Below are 12,994 nucleotides of genomic sequence, written 5' to 3' on the forward strand. Positions count from 1 at the left end.
ATTTTTTCAATATCGATCAATGACTTGCTGGAGGAAAGCCATACCCGGCTCGACACGCCCCGCTGCAATCAGCAGCATTAACAGCACGCGCGCCTTGAAAGGATTGAGTGTGCCGGTGGACGCCCAGCCCTGTGCGCTGGCTTGCGAGGGCACCATGCCGGCGCCCGTACGTGTCGAACGCAGCACAAGAACATCCCGTTGGCTCGCCCGACTGAGCGCCGCCTCCAGGTTTGAGTGAATGGAACCCGCGCCGGTCGCGGCAATTACCAAACCGTTCACGCCAGCCGCGACCAGCGCGTCGACCAGCCTTGGATCAGGCTGCACGTAGCTGGCCAGCACCTCCACCCACGGCCACCGCCCGACCGGCGGCATAGGCAACACATCGGTGGAAGCGAGATGCTGGGGCGTGCGCTGCAACTGCACCTGCGCATCCAGGACGAACCCCACCGGGCCATTGTCCGGCGAGACAAAGGCTTCCACTGCGAAGGTATGCCCCTTCTGCACGTCGCGCGCCGCGTGCACACGCTGGTTCAGCGCAACGAGTACGCCACGCCCTCGCGCCCCGGGGTTCGCCGCCAGCCGCACGGCATTCAGCAGGTTCAACGGGCCGTCTGCCGACAGTGACGTCGATGGCCGCATCGCCGCGGTCAGCACAATCGGCGTATCGCCGTGCTGCGTCAGGTGCAGCAGCATGGCGGTCTCTTCGAGCGTATCGGTGCCGTGCGTGACCACTACACCGTCAACGCGCTCCACATCGATCCAGTGCCGGATGCGGGAGACCAGCTTTTCCCAGACGTCGAAAGTCAGGTCCTTGCTGTCGATCTGCGCGACCTGCTCGGCGCGGACATCAGCAATGCGCTCCAGTCCGAGCTTGCTGGCGGCAAGCAATTGATCGATGGGCACGGCTCCAGCGCGGTAGCGAGCCGCGGAAGCTGCGTCGTCGGCCGATCCGGCAATCGTGCCGCCGGTGGCAAGGATGGCGATGGTAGGCAAAGACATCGTTGCAGTCATCCATGATGAGGAAGCCGCGCATTGTAGCCGCGCGCTCCTCCCTTGCCGACGCGGATTTGCCCTCGCCCCTCGGTCGCACAAACAAAACGCCGGCACACAGGCCGGCGTTCGTGGCGAAAACTCAACGGGTTACTTCTCGACGAAGGCGCGTTCGATGACGTAGTCGCCAGCCTCGCCCATGCGCGGCGAAATCTTGAAGCCACGGGCATCCAGCAGCTTGCAGGTATCGTCGAGCATCGCCGGGCTGCCGCAGATCATGGCGCGATCGACCGCCGGGTCAAGCGGCGCCAGACCGATGTCCTGGAACAGTTTGCCACTGTCGACGAGGTCAGTCAGGCGACCCATGTTGCGGAACGGCTCGCGCGTAACGGTCGGGTAGTAGATCAGCTTTTCGCGGACCTGATCGCCGAAGAACTCGTTATTGGGCAACTCGCTGGTGATGAAATCGGCATAGGCGAGCTCGCTCACCTGGCGCACACCGTGCAGCAGAACCACCTTCTCGAACCGCTCATAGGTTTCTGGGTCCTGGATGATGCTCATGAACGGTGCCAAGCCAGTGCCGGTCCCGAACAGGTACAGATTCTTGCCGGGCAACAGATCGTCCAGCACCAGCGTGCCAACCGGCTTCTTGCTGACCAGCACCTTGTCGCCCACCTTCAAGTGCTGCAGGCGCGATGTCAGCGGACCGTTCTGGACCTTGATGCTGAAGAATTCCAGGTGTTCTTCATAGTTTGGGCTGGCGATGCTGTAGGCGCGCATTAGCGGCTTACCCTCCACCTCCAGGCCGAGCATGACGAAGTGCCCGTTATGAAAGCGCAGCGCCTGATCGCGCGTGGTCTTGAAGCTGAACAACGAGTCGTTCCAGTGATGGACGCTCAGAACGGTCTCTTGATTGAAAGCGGACATGGTGACGTTCGGCCGGCAAATGAAGCTTTGTGGCGGTGCAATATGCAGACAAGGCCTTGATTTTATGCGATTCGCCGCAGCCGCGCCTGCATGGATTCAGCATAAGCTTCTAACCAGCGCATGGGTTTTGACTTGGATCAGCCGCACCACCCGCCCCGGATTCGCGTGCTCCACAACAAGTCGCAACGAAATCACTTGCGCTTCCCGCGTCACTGTATAAAATCACAGCACCTGTTCAAATATACAGTACGTCGATGGCCAATCTCACCGCCCGCCAGCAGCAGATTTTCGACCTGATTCGCCAGACGATCCAGCGGACGGGATTTCCGCCCACGCGCGCCGAGATTGCCGCGGAGTTCGGTTTCTCGTCGCCCAATGCGGCAGAAGAACACTTGCGCGCCCTCGCACGCAAGGGCGTGATCGAACTCACGCCAGGCGCTTCACGCGGCATCCGATTGCGCACGACGGGCGATGCCGCGCAGCATCAGTTCTCGCTTCCGTCGATGGGATTGATGCAACTGACGCTGCCACTCGTGGGCAGAGTCGCCGCAGGCAGCCCGATTCTTGCTGCCGAACACATCGACCGTCAGTACCAGGTCGATCCATCCCTGTTCTCGGCGCAGCCTGATTTCCTGCTGAAAGTGCGCGGCATGAGCATGCGTGATGCCGGCATCCTGGATGGTGACCTGCTCGCTGTGCAGCGCGCCACCGAGGCGGCCAACGGCAAGATCGTCGTCGCGCGCGTAGGGGATGACGTCACGGTCAAGCGCTTCCAGCGCAAGGGCCGCCATGTCGAGCTGATTGCCGAAAACCCAGACTTCCAGCCAATCCACGTGGACCTCGACCGCGATGAGTTTCATCTGGAGGGGCTGGCCGTCGGTCTGATCCGGCCTGCCGCCCCGTAAGCCTGCGCGACACGCCGCGCCAAATCTTTCGCTGTTTCATCCAACCTGGAGGCGAGCCCACGGCTCGCCAGGGCGGAGTCTTGCCGCCCGTTTTTCCATCCGAACCTACGAGGTCTGCCATGCGACTCGGATCGATGTCTTCCCACCGCCGCCCGGTGCATCCGGTGCCCTTTCGACAAACGCAGGGCGTGCGCATTTATCAGGGAGAACAACGCCGCACGATGGTCGGCAGCATGGCAGCCATCTGCCGCATGCTGGATGCGATTCCGGCCGCCTCGCGTACAGCAGGCGCCGAGAGCTGTTGAACGGTTTGCATCATGCTGCGGCGCCGATCAGGGCATACCCCAATGCTGCCGCCGCAACTGATTTCATACACTGGCCGTGCCCTGAGGACAGGGCTTTCTTCAACTGATTTTCGGCCCGCCACTTGAGCGGGCTGTTTTTTGGGCGAATGTTGCCGTTGGGCCACACCGTTGGGCGGCACGTCAGCGATACGGACGTTTACCCGGATTTTGTTTGATGGGCGTGACAGTAGTATTGCTAGTGCCCTCAGGGGCAATTGAGATCGCTGAATTCGAAGCCCGCTGACTGCGGGCTTTTTTTTGCTCGCGCGCCAGGCTAGATGCTTCCCTCGGTCTCGACGACGAGTATCCTCGCCTCGCCCCTTGGATGAGCAACGTGCTCACAGCCCCGGCCGGCAAAGAAGATGTCGCCAGGTTCCAGCACCGCGACTTTCTCGCCCCCGGCTTCGCGGTAATGCATATCGACGATTCCATCGAGCACCACGAAGACCTCCTCGCCATCGTTGACGTGCCAACGATAGGGCTGGTCTGTCCAGTGCAGACGCGTGGTGATCCCGCCCATGTTGGCGATGTCAAGCGCGCCCCAGGCACGCTCGGCGCGAAACGACTTGGCGCGAATGATCTTCATGATGGCCTCTTGGGCTTACTGCATCGACTGCAGGTTACCGGCACGCGCAGCATCCCGGTGAACATCGGCATATCCAGATCGAGATCCGCCACTTTCTGGTACTCGTTGGCGTGATGCGCGGTGTCCTTTTTTGCCGGGCATGGCGGAGCCGAAATTGATGGCGTCTGGTATGAGCTTGGCGGTCGTGCTGCTTGCGGTGGGCACCGGTTTGGCATCCGGGGCGGTCATCTCGCCATCCATGCCGAGCAGCGTCGACTGCCACGCCGCCTTCGGATCGCGCGCCATGATAAGGGCGGAGCGCGGGGTGCGCATTGTGCGGCGCGACAACGCCGAGAACGCCAGAATCCGCGTTATCCTGAACTTTTCCCCCGAAGGCCCTCGACATGGAACCGTGCTTGGACACTCCTGTAGCCCTGCTCGATGTGCTGGAAGACCTGCGCAGGCGCGAGCCGATCTTCCACCGCCCGGAATTCGGCACGCGCCGTGAAGATTTCGAGCGCATGACGACGGACGATTTCTGGGAAATCGGCGCCTCGGGCCAACGCTACAGTCGCACCTACGTACTTGGCGTACTCAACGCCAGACACGGCCACATCGGTGAAGACTTCTGGCAAACCCGCGATTTCCGTTGCCAGGAGATCGCGCCCGACAACTACCTGCTGACGTACACGCTGGTGCAATCGAATCGCACCACGCGCCGGGCGACGCTCTGGCGACGGACGGCGGATGGCTGGAAGATCGTGTACCACCAGGGAACTGTCGTAGCCGACGCATAAGCGGCCAACATCGACGCGAAAAAGCCCACCGAGGCGGCCTTAGTTTCTAAGAGCGTGATGTGTCCAGCGGGACGCAAACGCGGCGCACCGAGAAGGAAACCCAAAACCCTACGCCAGAACTGCTGCCGCGTTTTCAACAATGCGCCGCCAGACCGTCTTCGTTCATCGCTTACCGTTTGCCTCCCTTAATCGCCATCAATATCGGCGTTGGCATCGTTGCGCACGAAGCCCGCGTCATGAAGGACGAAGACCTCATCCGCGATCGGCCCGTGCTCGACCTGCGTCACACGCCAGACAGCGGACGTCTTGGCATCCGACCAGATCACCATCGGCAAATGTTCACGTGCGCTCCAGCAGATCCGATGCGTGCTGTCACCTTGCGAGAGCACGTACCAACGGCATGTCGACGCTGGCGCCGGCGCTCCGGCGGGCGCGCTGGTCGGAGCAAGACGGTACGCGCCGATCGGATGACGTAGACCGTGGGCCAGGTCGAACCAGTCGCTGAAGTGGCCAAGGCGAATCAAGTTGTTGCGGTCAATCTGCGTGGTGATCCGCTTTCGATAGTCCACCACCGTCATGCGGTATTCGAGTGGGTCGGCAGCATTCCGAACGACGTACGTATCAAGAGCGTCATCGGTCTTGCGCCGAAGGCGCACCTGCCTATCGCGCCAGACCTGCAGCGTGTGCTCGCCGTCGACGCCTGCGAACGTGACCCGATAAAACAGCGCTGCAGGCTCGCGCCCCGACTGGAAGACCGACTCGAACGTCGCCGCCGGGCGTTCAGCCGCGACTGCCGGTGCCAATACCGCGCACACCAGCGCCGCGCCTGCCGCCCAGCCGCAAGCTTTACTGACGGACGGCCTTGGCATAGTCAAAGTACCGGTAGGTCTTGCCGTCAACACTCAGATCCTTCACGGCCAGATTGATGGTGTAGCTGCCCTGGGTCAATGCGGCATCCTTGGTCGCGCCGGTCGGATCGGTCGGCACCTCGAAGCTCAGGCCGGTTGCGGGCGAGACAGGATTCACCGTCGACGCCTTGACGCTCGGCGCAGTCGGGCTTGCCGGATTTAGCAGCGCCTCGTTGATGATGCGGCCATCCGCCTGAGGCATTGACAGGCCCAGCAGATAAGCGACCGTCGGTGCCACGTCAACATTGCCAGTCGGATTGCTCACAACGGTACTGGGGCGGAAGGACGGGCCGCTGGCAATCAGCGTGTTATGCACGTCCGTCGTACCGAAGCTGCCATGCATGCCACGCTGGCCGCCCGCGCTCTCGAACTCGATGCCTGGCATGCCCTGGATCGCGACCTGATCATCCCAGTTAAAGCTCACCACCACATCAGGTTGACCATTGTTCTGCCGCTGCGCATTTTCCAGATTGACCATGGACATGGGCAGCGTGCCCGGCAACGCGCCGTAGCGGCTATCCACGAAGATCGCACCATACTCCTCGCGCTGCTGCAGGACCTTCACGAGGTTCTGTACCGTAGTCGCGTCATGGCCCGGCACGTAGAAGTAATCCGATCCGCCGTTCGCGGCCACTACGATGCCATTGGCAGGGAGGTTGCCCGGAGCCGGCACCTTGAAGCTGGCAACGGGTGTCGCGAGGCCCGCGCTGATCGCCTGGTACTTCGCATTGGCTGCGCCACACAGCGAGCCGGTCGTGTCGACCTTGACCGGCACGGTCGGCGTACCGTTCGCCTGCAGGCCATACATGGCAGAGGTTGTGCAACCCGAACCGTCGTATGCATTGAACCCGCGATAGGTCAGCAAGTCGGCCGAACGAACATCGCCGGAGAAGGAGTAGCCCGTGGTCGAGACCGCACCGATGGCAGCGGCATCCGTCCCGCTGGTTGCGCCATTGACTGGCGCGCCCCCAGGGGCCGTGCCCGACGGCGTGATAGCACGCAGCGGGTACAACGAAAGCGGGCCCGAGACGCTGGAATGGCCGTGGTCAGACACGACGATCAGGTTCGTGCTCGCGTACAGGTTGTTCGCCTTGAGCGCGCTGATCAACTCGCCGAGGCGCTGATCCTGCGAGTGCAGACCAGCGATCGCATTGGCCGACCCCGGACCGTAGCCGTGCTCCACGTTGTCGGGTGTACGGAACCAGATCAGCGAGAGCATCGGCTGCTTCTTCGGCAGGATGTAGTTGGTGAACACCGACAACATGTATTTGTTGGCTGCGTCCTCGGGGGCTCCCTGGGTCGTATCGCTGCTGTCGCGAGCCGCGATAGCGGTCACGCCGCTGGCACTGTCATAGGCCGTGGTGTTGAAGGTGATGTAACCGGCGCGCGCAGTCGGATCTCCGTTCGTGGCGGCCAGCGTGACGGCGTCGGACCCCGAATACCCGAACTGCGTATTGAACGGCAGCGCATAGCCGGCGCTTTGCAGTTCGGTCACAAGGCTGCGAGGCTGGACGGTGTTCTCATCGAGGAAATAGCCGCCCCGCCCCAGATCCTGGATGAAGGCGGCTCCCGACTTCCCGACCGTCGCGGTCGTCAAGCCCGCAGCCTGCGCCGTGGCGAAGAGGCTCTTCACCAGAAGAAGTTGCCCTCCGTAGTACGTATTGAGGGTGGTCAGGACCTGGTAGTCCTCGGTAAAGATCGGGTCGACATAATCAGCCGATGCAGCTGCAGTCTTGGTGCTGTTCGGCGTCCCGAGCGTGCCCGACGGGATCGTGTTGGACGCTCCCTGCGGCGGCGTCCAGAAGGTGTTGCCATAGAACCCGCTGGTCTTCGGGAACGCGCCCGTCGCGAAGGACGAACCGTTCATCATCGTAAAGGTCGGGTAGGTTGAGTGGTTGTCGCTGAAGTTGACACCCGCCTGGCGCAGTGCGTACAGATTCGGTGTATCCGTGGCGTTGACCGAATCGGGGCGCAGCCCGTCCCAGACCATGATGATCGTTCGCGCTGGCTGGCTCTGGGCCGCAGAGATGCCATTGCTCAATACTGAGTCGCCACCGCATGCGGCGACAAGAATGCTGCCAGCCAAGGCGGCTGCCAAGCCGTACATGTGTTTCATGTTCAATCCCCTGGAACCATCACTTGATACTGGCGCAGGAGACTAAGTTTGATACGTGACGGAACCGTGACATTCCACCGTGGGCGTCTGAACGGCAAACGGAGTTGTCGACTATGCGTTGGATTTTATGGAACGGCGCCGAGAAGCCCGCCGCCGAGACATGCCGTGAATCGGCCAAGAGATGGACTGCGGAACAACCGCACGTGGCGGGTGATCGCCCAGCCTTCTGCCAACTATCCGATGGGTCGATTCCGAGGGCCGATTGCCGACCCATGCAACAGCGACTTCCCGCCACTTGCAAGGAAGAAGGCGAATGGATGTTTATCGCTCAACATGCGAGCGCGTTCAGTACCTTGTGACTTCGCACGACCACCCGGTCATGGTCGGCGACGTGTCACGCGCTCGCCGAAAGAAAGCCAAGTTCTCGCTGAGACTTAGCCCCCGCGGCTGAGCGCGCGAGGTCATCCTGCGTCTCGATCAATTCCAGATCGGATCCGCCTTTTGAGCCTGGGCCTTGGTGACCGCGCTCCAATACGCCCCGATCTGACGCTCGGTGACATAGCCCCGGTGCCGAACGTCAATTTTGTCGAAGTTCTCGTACACCTTCGGCATCCCTGCTTGGGCTTCGTCGCGTGTCAATTTTCTGTCGTGGTTGCTATCCGCGGCCACGAATCGCTCGTGAATTTTTGCCCGGACTTCTTTGATGCTCATGGGCTTGGCCTGTTCGGCCGGCTGCTGAGCATTGACCGTACCGCAAGCAAAACCGGATATCACAACCAAACTGACGGCAAATCGAAGCATACGCATGGTGTCTCCCTCCTGGAAGTTATTGGGGTTGCGCTACCCATCATAGGAGAGTTGATCGAATGCGCACAAATTTTTGAGTAACGTCGACGCCTGTCAAGTTCATCCCGACCTCGTCATGGGGGCGCGGCCATGTTCGCGTACCTGACCGGCGTCCGCGGCCGCGCAGGTGCGGCCGTTCCATGATTCGGGCCTGTCTGTCATTGGAGCGGGGTACGCGGTCAGCGCCAAGCGCGCAAGAGGCGAGAACCAGATGGCGAAAGCGGCGCTCTTTCGGTCAATCCATGGGCGTAACAACAGTCAACGTCGTAAAGCTGGTGATGAGGGCGCGCTAATCCGGAATGTGGTTGGAGAAGCGCGAGCCAGGAGGCCCTCTGCCGAGCGTGCGCCTGTTGATCGGCCATCTGGCGGCTCACTTCCAACCGAATTGAAGTAGCGCCGGCCACGTCAGGCCTGATGCCTGACCATCGCTCCGTCCGCTTGCCTCAAAAAAAGCGGTCCCAGAGAGTGTGGGACCGCCATCAAGGGCTTGGTGAGAGCAAAGCTCTCCAGCGAAAGATATCATTCCCCGGATCAAATGTATTCTTTTAAATACAAATATCGTGCCGAAACGACGGTCGACCAGATAAACTGCCTTGGCAGGCCGAGACAGGCTCCGTAGTTCACGTCGGCAATGTCTACATTGACGTCCACGGCATCGCTCACGATCCTGTACATCCACACAGTATCCGCGCTACGCCCCCCCTCTGCCTCGAATGCCCTGCGCCGACCAAAGCGCAACTCGCCGTCATCGGCGACCGCTACGGCGGCGACCCCGTCGTGCGGCGGCGGCTGATGGAGGTGCGCGCCCTCCACGAAGTCGCCAGCAGCGTCTGGTGTGTCGAGGCAGAACATGACTTCGTCGCGGCACCCGCCTGTTGAACCGACACGGCGATAGACGGCGCGCTTTGCTTGATTGGCCATAGCGCGTTGCTGGAAACGGTATTAAGTGGCACGCAGATTGGTCGATAAAAGGATATCCAGACAAAGGTCTTATCGACTACCGTCTCGTTCTTCCTGCATCAACGCTATTTGTCGCCGCCCCGATCTCATGCTCAGTCCGCTCGTTCTGATAGGTATCGTGATCATGTCTTGCCTGATGAGCGTCGCCATCCTCGGGTCGCTGCTTCGGACGGGGGTGCCTGGCATCGGCCGCTGGTGCATGGCCCACGCGCTATGGGCCACTGCATTGGCGTTGGTGTCGATCGCGGGTACGCAGCCAAACCAGCCCGTGATCATCGTCGCTGCGTGCATGACGCTGGTGGCGATGCTGTTGCTCGTGCAGGGTACGCGGCAGTTCTTCGGCAAGGGTTCCGCGCGGCATCACGAAACTGCGGCGTTCGTCATCGCCTTCGCGGTGCTGGTGTACTTCACTTCCGTGTCGCCGAACGTCGGTGCACGGATCGCGCTCGTATCCGTTTTACTCGCCTATTCACGGTTCGTCGTGGGTACGTTGGCTCTGCGTCACGCGCCGCGCGAGGGCGCGCGCTACCCTCATCGATTCGTTGCCGTGGCCGCCTATCTTGGCGCGCTATTCCATATGGGTAGAACCATCGCCGTCGGCTTCGGGATGCCACAAATGGCGATTCTGGAGCCATCGCCCTGGAACGGTCTGTTTCTCATGTTCGCGGTTGTGACATTGCCATGCCTGTCAACCGGCATGGTGATGCTTGCGCACGATCAGCTTGCTCGAAGAATGGAACAGCTCGCGAGTATCGACGAACTGACCGGCGTACTCATGCGGCGCGCATTCATGGCAAAGGCGACCGCTTTGCTTCATGAAGCGGTTGCACAGGGCAAGCCGGTGTCGATCGCCATTCTGGACATCGACGAGTTCAAGGCCATCAACGACGCGTTCGGCCATGCGATCGGCGATCGGATCCTTGCGCACGTCGCATCGGTCGTATCCGCGCGGCTGCAGCCAGGCGATCTTTTCGGGCGTGTGGGTGGTGAGGAGTTTGCGATTATTTTTGTGGATGCGCGAAAACCTGACGCAGCCGCTGTGATGAATGAATTGCGGCTTGCCGTCGAGCGATCGCCAACTGAAGGGGTACGCTGCACATTCAGCGCGGGGATCGAATGCGTGGTGCCCGGAGATACTTTGGCGGTTGCCCTGGCGCGAGCGGACGCCGCGCTGTATCTGGCCAAGGCCACAGGGCGCAACCGAGTCGTCGCAGCGCCAGAGGTCGACGAGCGCGACGTTGACCGGTGCAACGCCGCCACGATCGGCTCTTCAACGTAACAACGGTGTGACGATGCGATCTAGCCGTTCGGCAGTCCACGCAGGTTCACGCGAGTCCCAGCCGTTGTCGGCCAGCAGCCCCTTGCGGTCGATCGTGAAGTTGACCGGAATTCGCCAGACGCGGCCGTAGCCACCCGCATAGGCGCTGCCGAGCAGACCCACGGGAAAGCTCAATGCCGCAGCCATTTCCTGCACCGCCGGCAACGAGGCAGGCTCGTCCAGGCTGAAGCCGAGGACGCGTAGACCCCGATGCGCGTGTTTCGCCGCATACTCGGACAGTAACGGAAGCTCTTGATGACACGGCCCACACCATGTCGCCCAGAAGGTCAGGATCACGACATGACCATGTAGGTCTTCGGTGGAGATGTTGCGTCCATCAATCGTGTGGAGCACCAGCGGAGGCGCCGGCCGCCCGACTTCAAGGCTCGCGGCATTTGCATTGTGAGTTCGGCTACCCAGCCCGGCGCCCAATGCCACCGTGCTGGCCGCTTGCAACCACGACCGTCGCGACCATGCGCGCGGCGAACGGCACTCCGTATCAAAACGCATAGCTGGCTCCGACGGTGCCTGACCAGCGCGGAAAGAGCTGGTAACCCTGCAGGTTGCTGTACAGCGCCTTCTGCAAGAAGGCATAGATCTGCACGTTGTGCGCCACGCTCACCGTCACCCCCGGCGACAGGTAGACCACCGTGCCTGCGGTGTTGGTTGTATCGGCCAGCGCGCCCTTGTCGGCGTTCTTGCGCGTCACGTTGAACTGCAGCTGTGGAACGACGTGCGGATCGGCCTCGTAGCGTAAGCCGAAGCTCATGGTGCCGAGGTTACCAGGGCGGAAATCCGCGCCCGCCTCATTCAGCCGTTGGTGGACGGCGGTCTGGAATTGGCCGTTGATGAACGCATCGAAATCCTGGCTGACGGGCTGGTAATAGTAGGCACCCAGGATCAGGTCAGTGCTACCTGTACCGGGCTGCAGGCTCGTATCCAGAGCTTGCCCAGCCGTTGCGTTCGGGCCGCTGTTGAAAAACACTGGATTGCGCCCTACTGTGTTGCCGGTCGACGCGTTCTGCCCGCCGTAGCGACCGGTCGGCAACTTGACGCCCAGTTGCACGCCCAGATTGTGCGTGGGCAGGAGGCCCTGATAGCTGGTGATCAGCTTGATGTCGCCCAAGCCGCTCGCGGTGGCACCGCTGACGTTGTCCGGGGTGAGCTGGTCAGACGCGGCCGCGCCGTAGGTCGTGTGGCTGCGGTCCACGTAAGGCACGATCGCGCCGAAGCTCCAGCTGCTGTTCGGACTGTAACTGATGCCGAGGTTGATGTAGCGATTGATGGTCTGGCGCTCGATTTCCTGGTTGCCGCCAGCATCGTTGATGGCGGCGGCCTGCGCTGGCGCGACCGCATGCGTGCCATTGCGCAACTGGTTCTGAGGAAGATAGGTGTAATCAAAGTTGATACGCCAACCCGGGATGGCCGAGTAGCCCATCGCTGCGTCGGAGCTGAGTGAACAGCCACAGGTGGCGCAGGCATGTGCTGCGGTAGGTGCACACACGCCGATGCCGCCGGCGAGCAGCGCTGCGAGTCGGATCATGTTGGATGGTGTTGCCATGGAGATTCCTCATCACTCTGCGATACATGTGGGCGCCCCGCCCGACTAGTGGTCGGGGCGTCGCACGGCGTCGTGTCTGAAAACGGCTTCACCAGGGTGCTGGTGCGTTGCGCAATCGCTGCCCGAGTTGCCGTGGTCAGAAGAGGAAGGGGGAATCGCGCGGGCGTCCGACGTGGCGCGCTTGGTGCACGGCCAGGCGCCCCGACCCCGGGGGCCATGCCGTTGCGTGGATGGGCGCCGGTGCCGCCATCGGCGGGATGAAAGTCGGCACCAGCACGTGTTCCGCCAGCAGCTCGCAGTATCCGCATGCGGCATGGTGGCCGGCCGACATGTCGTGCCGAGCGGGCAGATCGGAATTGGCGGACGGTTGGGTCTCACACAGTGGCGCCGTCTGATCGAACGCCCGCAGCTTCCGCAATTCCAGCGCCTTGCTCACCATCGGCGCAAAAAGCACAAGCACCATTGCCGTCAGGCCAAGCCAGACGGTCAGTCTTTTGCGGGTGCGGGCGAAATGCATGGTGGGCCAGTCAGTCTGCCGGGCGGCCGTGGTGTGGACAACGCCAACGTGTATGGATGCGCGGTATTACACCGCAAAAAAAGCATCGGCATCCAGATCTGCGTCAAGACGGCGTCGCCAATTGGATTGCCTGATGTGGTTCGATGATTGTAAGCACCCGGTGAACCCGTCTTGCCAGCTAGGTGGCGCTGGGCGTCCAGCGATGCGGGAGCAGTTCGGCGATGTCGGCCGCCTTGTGGG

General features: G+C 61.8%; 14 protein-coding genes and 1 pseudogene. 4 read left to right on the forward strand and 11 right to left on the reverse strand.

What is annotated here, in order from left to right; all coding sequences use genetic code 11:
- Window positions 1-6: 6 nt before the first annotated feature.
- Window positions 7-999 (reverse strand): asparaginase, encoded by a 993-nt coding sequence (locus tag R2N03_RS20540; protein ID WP_316659725.1) that lies wholly within the window; start codon window positions 997-999, stop codon window positions 7-9.
- 141 nt (window positions 1,000-1,140) lie between these two features.
- Window positions 1,141-1,917 carry a ferredoxin--NADP reductase gene (locus tag R2N03_RS20545; RefSeq protein WP_296225171.1) on the reverse strand — a complete coding sequence of 259 codons (777 nt, stop codon included), beginning with the start codon at window positions 1,915-1,917 and terminating at the stop codon, window positions 1,141-1,143.
- 254 nt (window positions 1,918-2,171) lie between these two features.
- Here R2N03_RS20545 and lexA point away from each other — a divergent pair, with 254 nt between their 5' ends.
- The gene (gene lexA / locus R2N03_RS20550) at window positions 2,172-2,822 is read left to right on the forward strand and encodes a transcriptional repressor LexA (protein ID WP_316659726.1); all 651 of its coding nucleotides are present in this window, start codon (window positions 2,172-2,174) and stop codon (window positions 2,820-2,822) included.
- Window positions 2,823-2,941: 119 nt separating this feature from the next.
- A complete protein-coding gene (locus tag R2N03_RS20555) occupies window positions 2,942-3,127 on the forward strand; it encodes a hypothetical protein (protein ID WP_316659727.1) in 186 nt (61 codons plus the stop codon).
- A gap of 313 nt (window positions 3,128-3,440) precedes the next feature.
- On the opposite strand, the gene R2N03_RS20560 is transcribed toward R2N03_RS20555, so the two are convergent.
- Both R2N03_RS20560 and R2N03_RS20565 read right to left on the reverse strand, forming a co-directional pair.
- Entirely contained in the window at window positions 3,441-3,752 is a 312-nt protein-coding gene (locus R2N03_RS20560) for a cupin domain-containing protein (protein ID WP_316659728.1), read from the reverse strand.
- Window positions 3,753-3,767: 15 nt separating this feature from the next.
- Window positions 3,768-4,037 (reverse strand): annotated as a pseudogene (locus R2N03_RS20565) (dipeptidase); the annotation flags it as partial.
- A gap of 98 nt (window positions 4,038-4,135) precedes the next feature.
- On the opposite strand from R2N03_RS20565, the gene R2N03_RS20570 reads away from it, so the two are divergent.
- On the forward strand, window positions 4,136-4,528 hold the full coding sequence (locus R2N03_RS20570; protein WP_316659729.1) for a nuclear transport factor 2 family protein: 393 nt from the start codon (window positions 4,136-4,138) through the stop codon (window positions 4,526-4,528).
- Window positions 4,529-4,713: 185 nt separating this feature from the next.
- On the opposite strand, the gene R2N03_RS20575 is transcribed toward R2N03_RS20570, so the two are convergent.
- From R2N03_RS20575 to R2N03_RS20590, 4 genes are all read right to left on the reverse strand, one after another.
- Window positions 4,714-5,430, reverse strand: coding sequence for a hypothetical protein (locus R2N03_RS20575; protein WP_316659730.1), 717 nt, complete (start codon window positions 5,428-5,430; stop codon window positions 4,714-4,716).
- Window positions 5,375-7,552 (reverse strand): alkaline phosphatase family protein, encoded by a 2,178-nt coding sequence (locus tag R2N03_RS20580; protein ID WP_316659731.1) that lies wholly within the window; start codon window positions 7,550-7,552, stop codon window positions 5,375-5,377. Before R2N03_RS20580 ends, R2N03_RS20575 begins: the two co-directional genes overlap by 56 nt.
- A 477-nt stretch (window positions 7,553-8,029) precedes the next feature.
- Entirely contained in the window at window positions 8,030-8,359 is a 330-nt protein-coding gene (locus R2N03_RS20585; RefSeq protein WP_316659732.1) for a hypothetical protein, read from the reverse strand.
- 570 nt (window positions 8,360-8,929) lie between these two features.
- Complete coding sequence (locus R2N03_RS20590) at window positions 8,930-9,319, reverse strand: hypothetical protein (protein WP_316659733.1); 390 nt, start codon at window positions 9,317-9,319, stop codon at window positions 8,930-8,932.
- 127 nt (window positions 9,320-9,446) lie between these two features.
- Here R2N03_RS20590 and R2N03_RS20595 point away from each other — a divergent pair, with 127 nt between their 5' ends.
- A complete protein-coding gene (locus R2N03_RS20595) occupies window positions 9,447-10,637 on the forward strand; it encodes a GGDEF domain-containing protein (protein ID WP_316659734.1) in 1,191 nt (396 codons plus the stop codon).
- Here R2N03_RS20595 and R2N03_RS20600 read toward each other — a convergent pair.
- The 3 genes from R2N03_RS20600 to R2N03_RS20610 form a co-directional block, all read right to left on the reverse strand.
- Window positions 10,629-11,186: a TlpA disulfide reductase family protein gene (locus tag R2N03_RS20600; RefSeq protein ID WP_316659735.1), complete on the reverse strand. Its 558-nt coding sequence runs from the start codon at window positions 11,184-11,186 to the stop codon at window positions 10,629-10,631. The genes R2N03_RS20595 and R2N03_RS20600 overlap by 9 nt on opposite strands.
- Entirely contained in the window at window positions 11,176-12,219 is a 1,044-nt protein-coding gene (locus R2N03_RS20605) for a transporter family protein (protein WP_428984434.1), read from the reverse strand. The genes R2N03_RS20600 and R2N03_RS20605 overlap by 11 nt, the downstream gene beginning before the upstream one ends.
- Before the next feature lie 154 nt (window positions 12,220-12,373).
- A complete protein-coding gene (locus R2N03_RS20610) occupies window positions 12,374-12,754 on the reverse strand; it encodes a DUF2946 domain-containing protein (protein ID WP_316659737.1) in 381 nt (126 codons plus the stop codon).
- Between the last annotated feature and the right edge of the window lie 240 nt (window positions 12,755-12,994).

It is taken from the genome of Ralstonia condita, from assembly GCF_958405655.1.
GTDB classification, from domain to species: Bacteria; Pseudomonadota; Gammaproteobacteria; order Burkholderiales; family Burkholderiaceae; genus Ralstonia; species Ralstonia condita.

Bases quoted from the DNA above. Each gene is read 5' to 3' on its own strand.
- R2N03_RS20540 (WP_316659725.1), bottom strand. From the start codon at position 999: ATGTCTTTGCCTACCATCGCCATCCTTGCCACCGGCGGCACGATTGCC.
- lexA (WP_316659726.1), top strand. From the start codon at position 2,172: ATGGCCAATCTCACCGCCCGCCAGCAGCAGATTTTCGACCTGATTCGC.
- R2N03_RS20610 (WP_316659737.1), bottom strand. From the start codon at position 12,754: ATGCATTTCGCCCGCACCCGCAAAAGACTGACCGTCTGGCTTGGCCTG.
- R2N03_RS20605 (WP_428984434.1), bottom strand. From the start codon at position 12,219: ATGATCCGACTCGCAGCGCTGCTCGCCGGCGGCATCGGCGTGTGTGCA.
- R2N03_RS20545 (WP_296225171.1), bottom strand. From the start codon at position 1,917: ATGTCCGCTTTCAATCAAGAGACCGTTCTGAGCGTCCATCACTGGAAC.
- R2N03_RS20590 (WP_316659733.1), bottom strand. From the start codon at position 9,319: ATGGCCAATCAAGCAAAGCGCGCCGTCTATCGCCGTGTCGGTTCAACA.
- R2N03_RS20555 (WP_316659727.1), top strand. From the start codon at position 2,942: ATGCGACTCGGATCGATGTCTTCCCACCGCCGCCCGGTGCATCCGGTG.
- R2N03_RS20600 (WP_316659735.1), bottom strand. From the start codon at position 11,186: ATGCGTTTTGATACGGAGTGCCGTTCGCCGCGCGCATGGTCGCGACGG.
- R2N03_RS20570 (WP_316659729.1), top strand. From the start codon at position 4,136: ATGGAACCGTGCTTGGACACTCCTGTAGCCCTGCTCGATGTGCTGGAA.
- R2N03_RS20580 (WP_316659731.1), bottom strand. From the start codon at position 7,552: ATGAAACACATGTACGGCTTGGCAGCCGCCTTGGCTGGCAGCATTCTT.
- R2N03_RS20585 (WP_316659732.1), bottom strand. From the start codon at position 8,359: ATGCGTATGCTTCGATTTGCCGTCAGTTTGGTTGTGATATCCGGTTTT.
- R2N03_RS20595 (WP_316659734.1), top strand. From the start codon at position 9,447: ATGCTCAGTCCGCTCGTTCTGATAGGTATCGTGATCATGTCTTGCCTG.
- R2N03_RS20560 (WP_316659728.1), bottom strand. From the start codon at position 3,752: ATGAAGATCATTCGCGCCAAGTCGTTTCGCGCCGAGCGTGCCTGGGGC.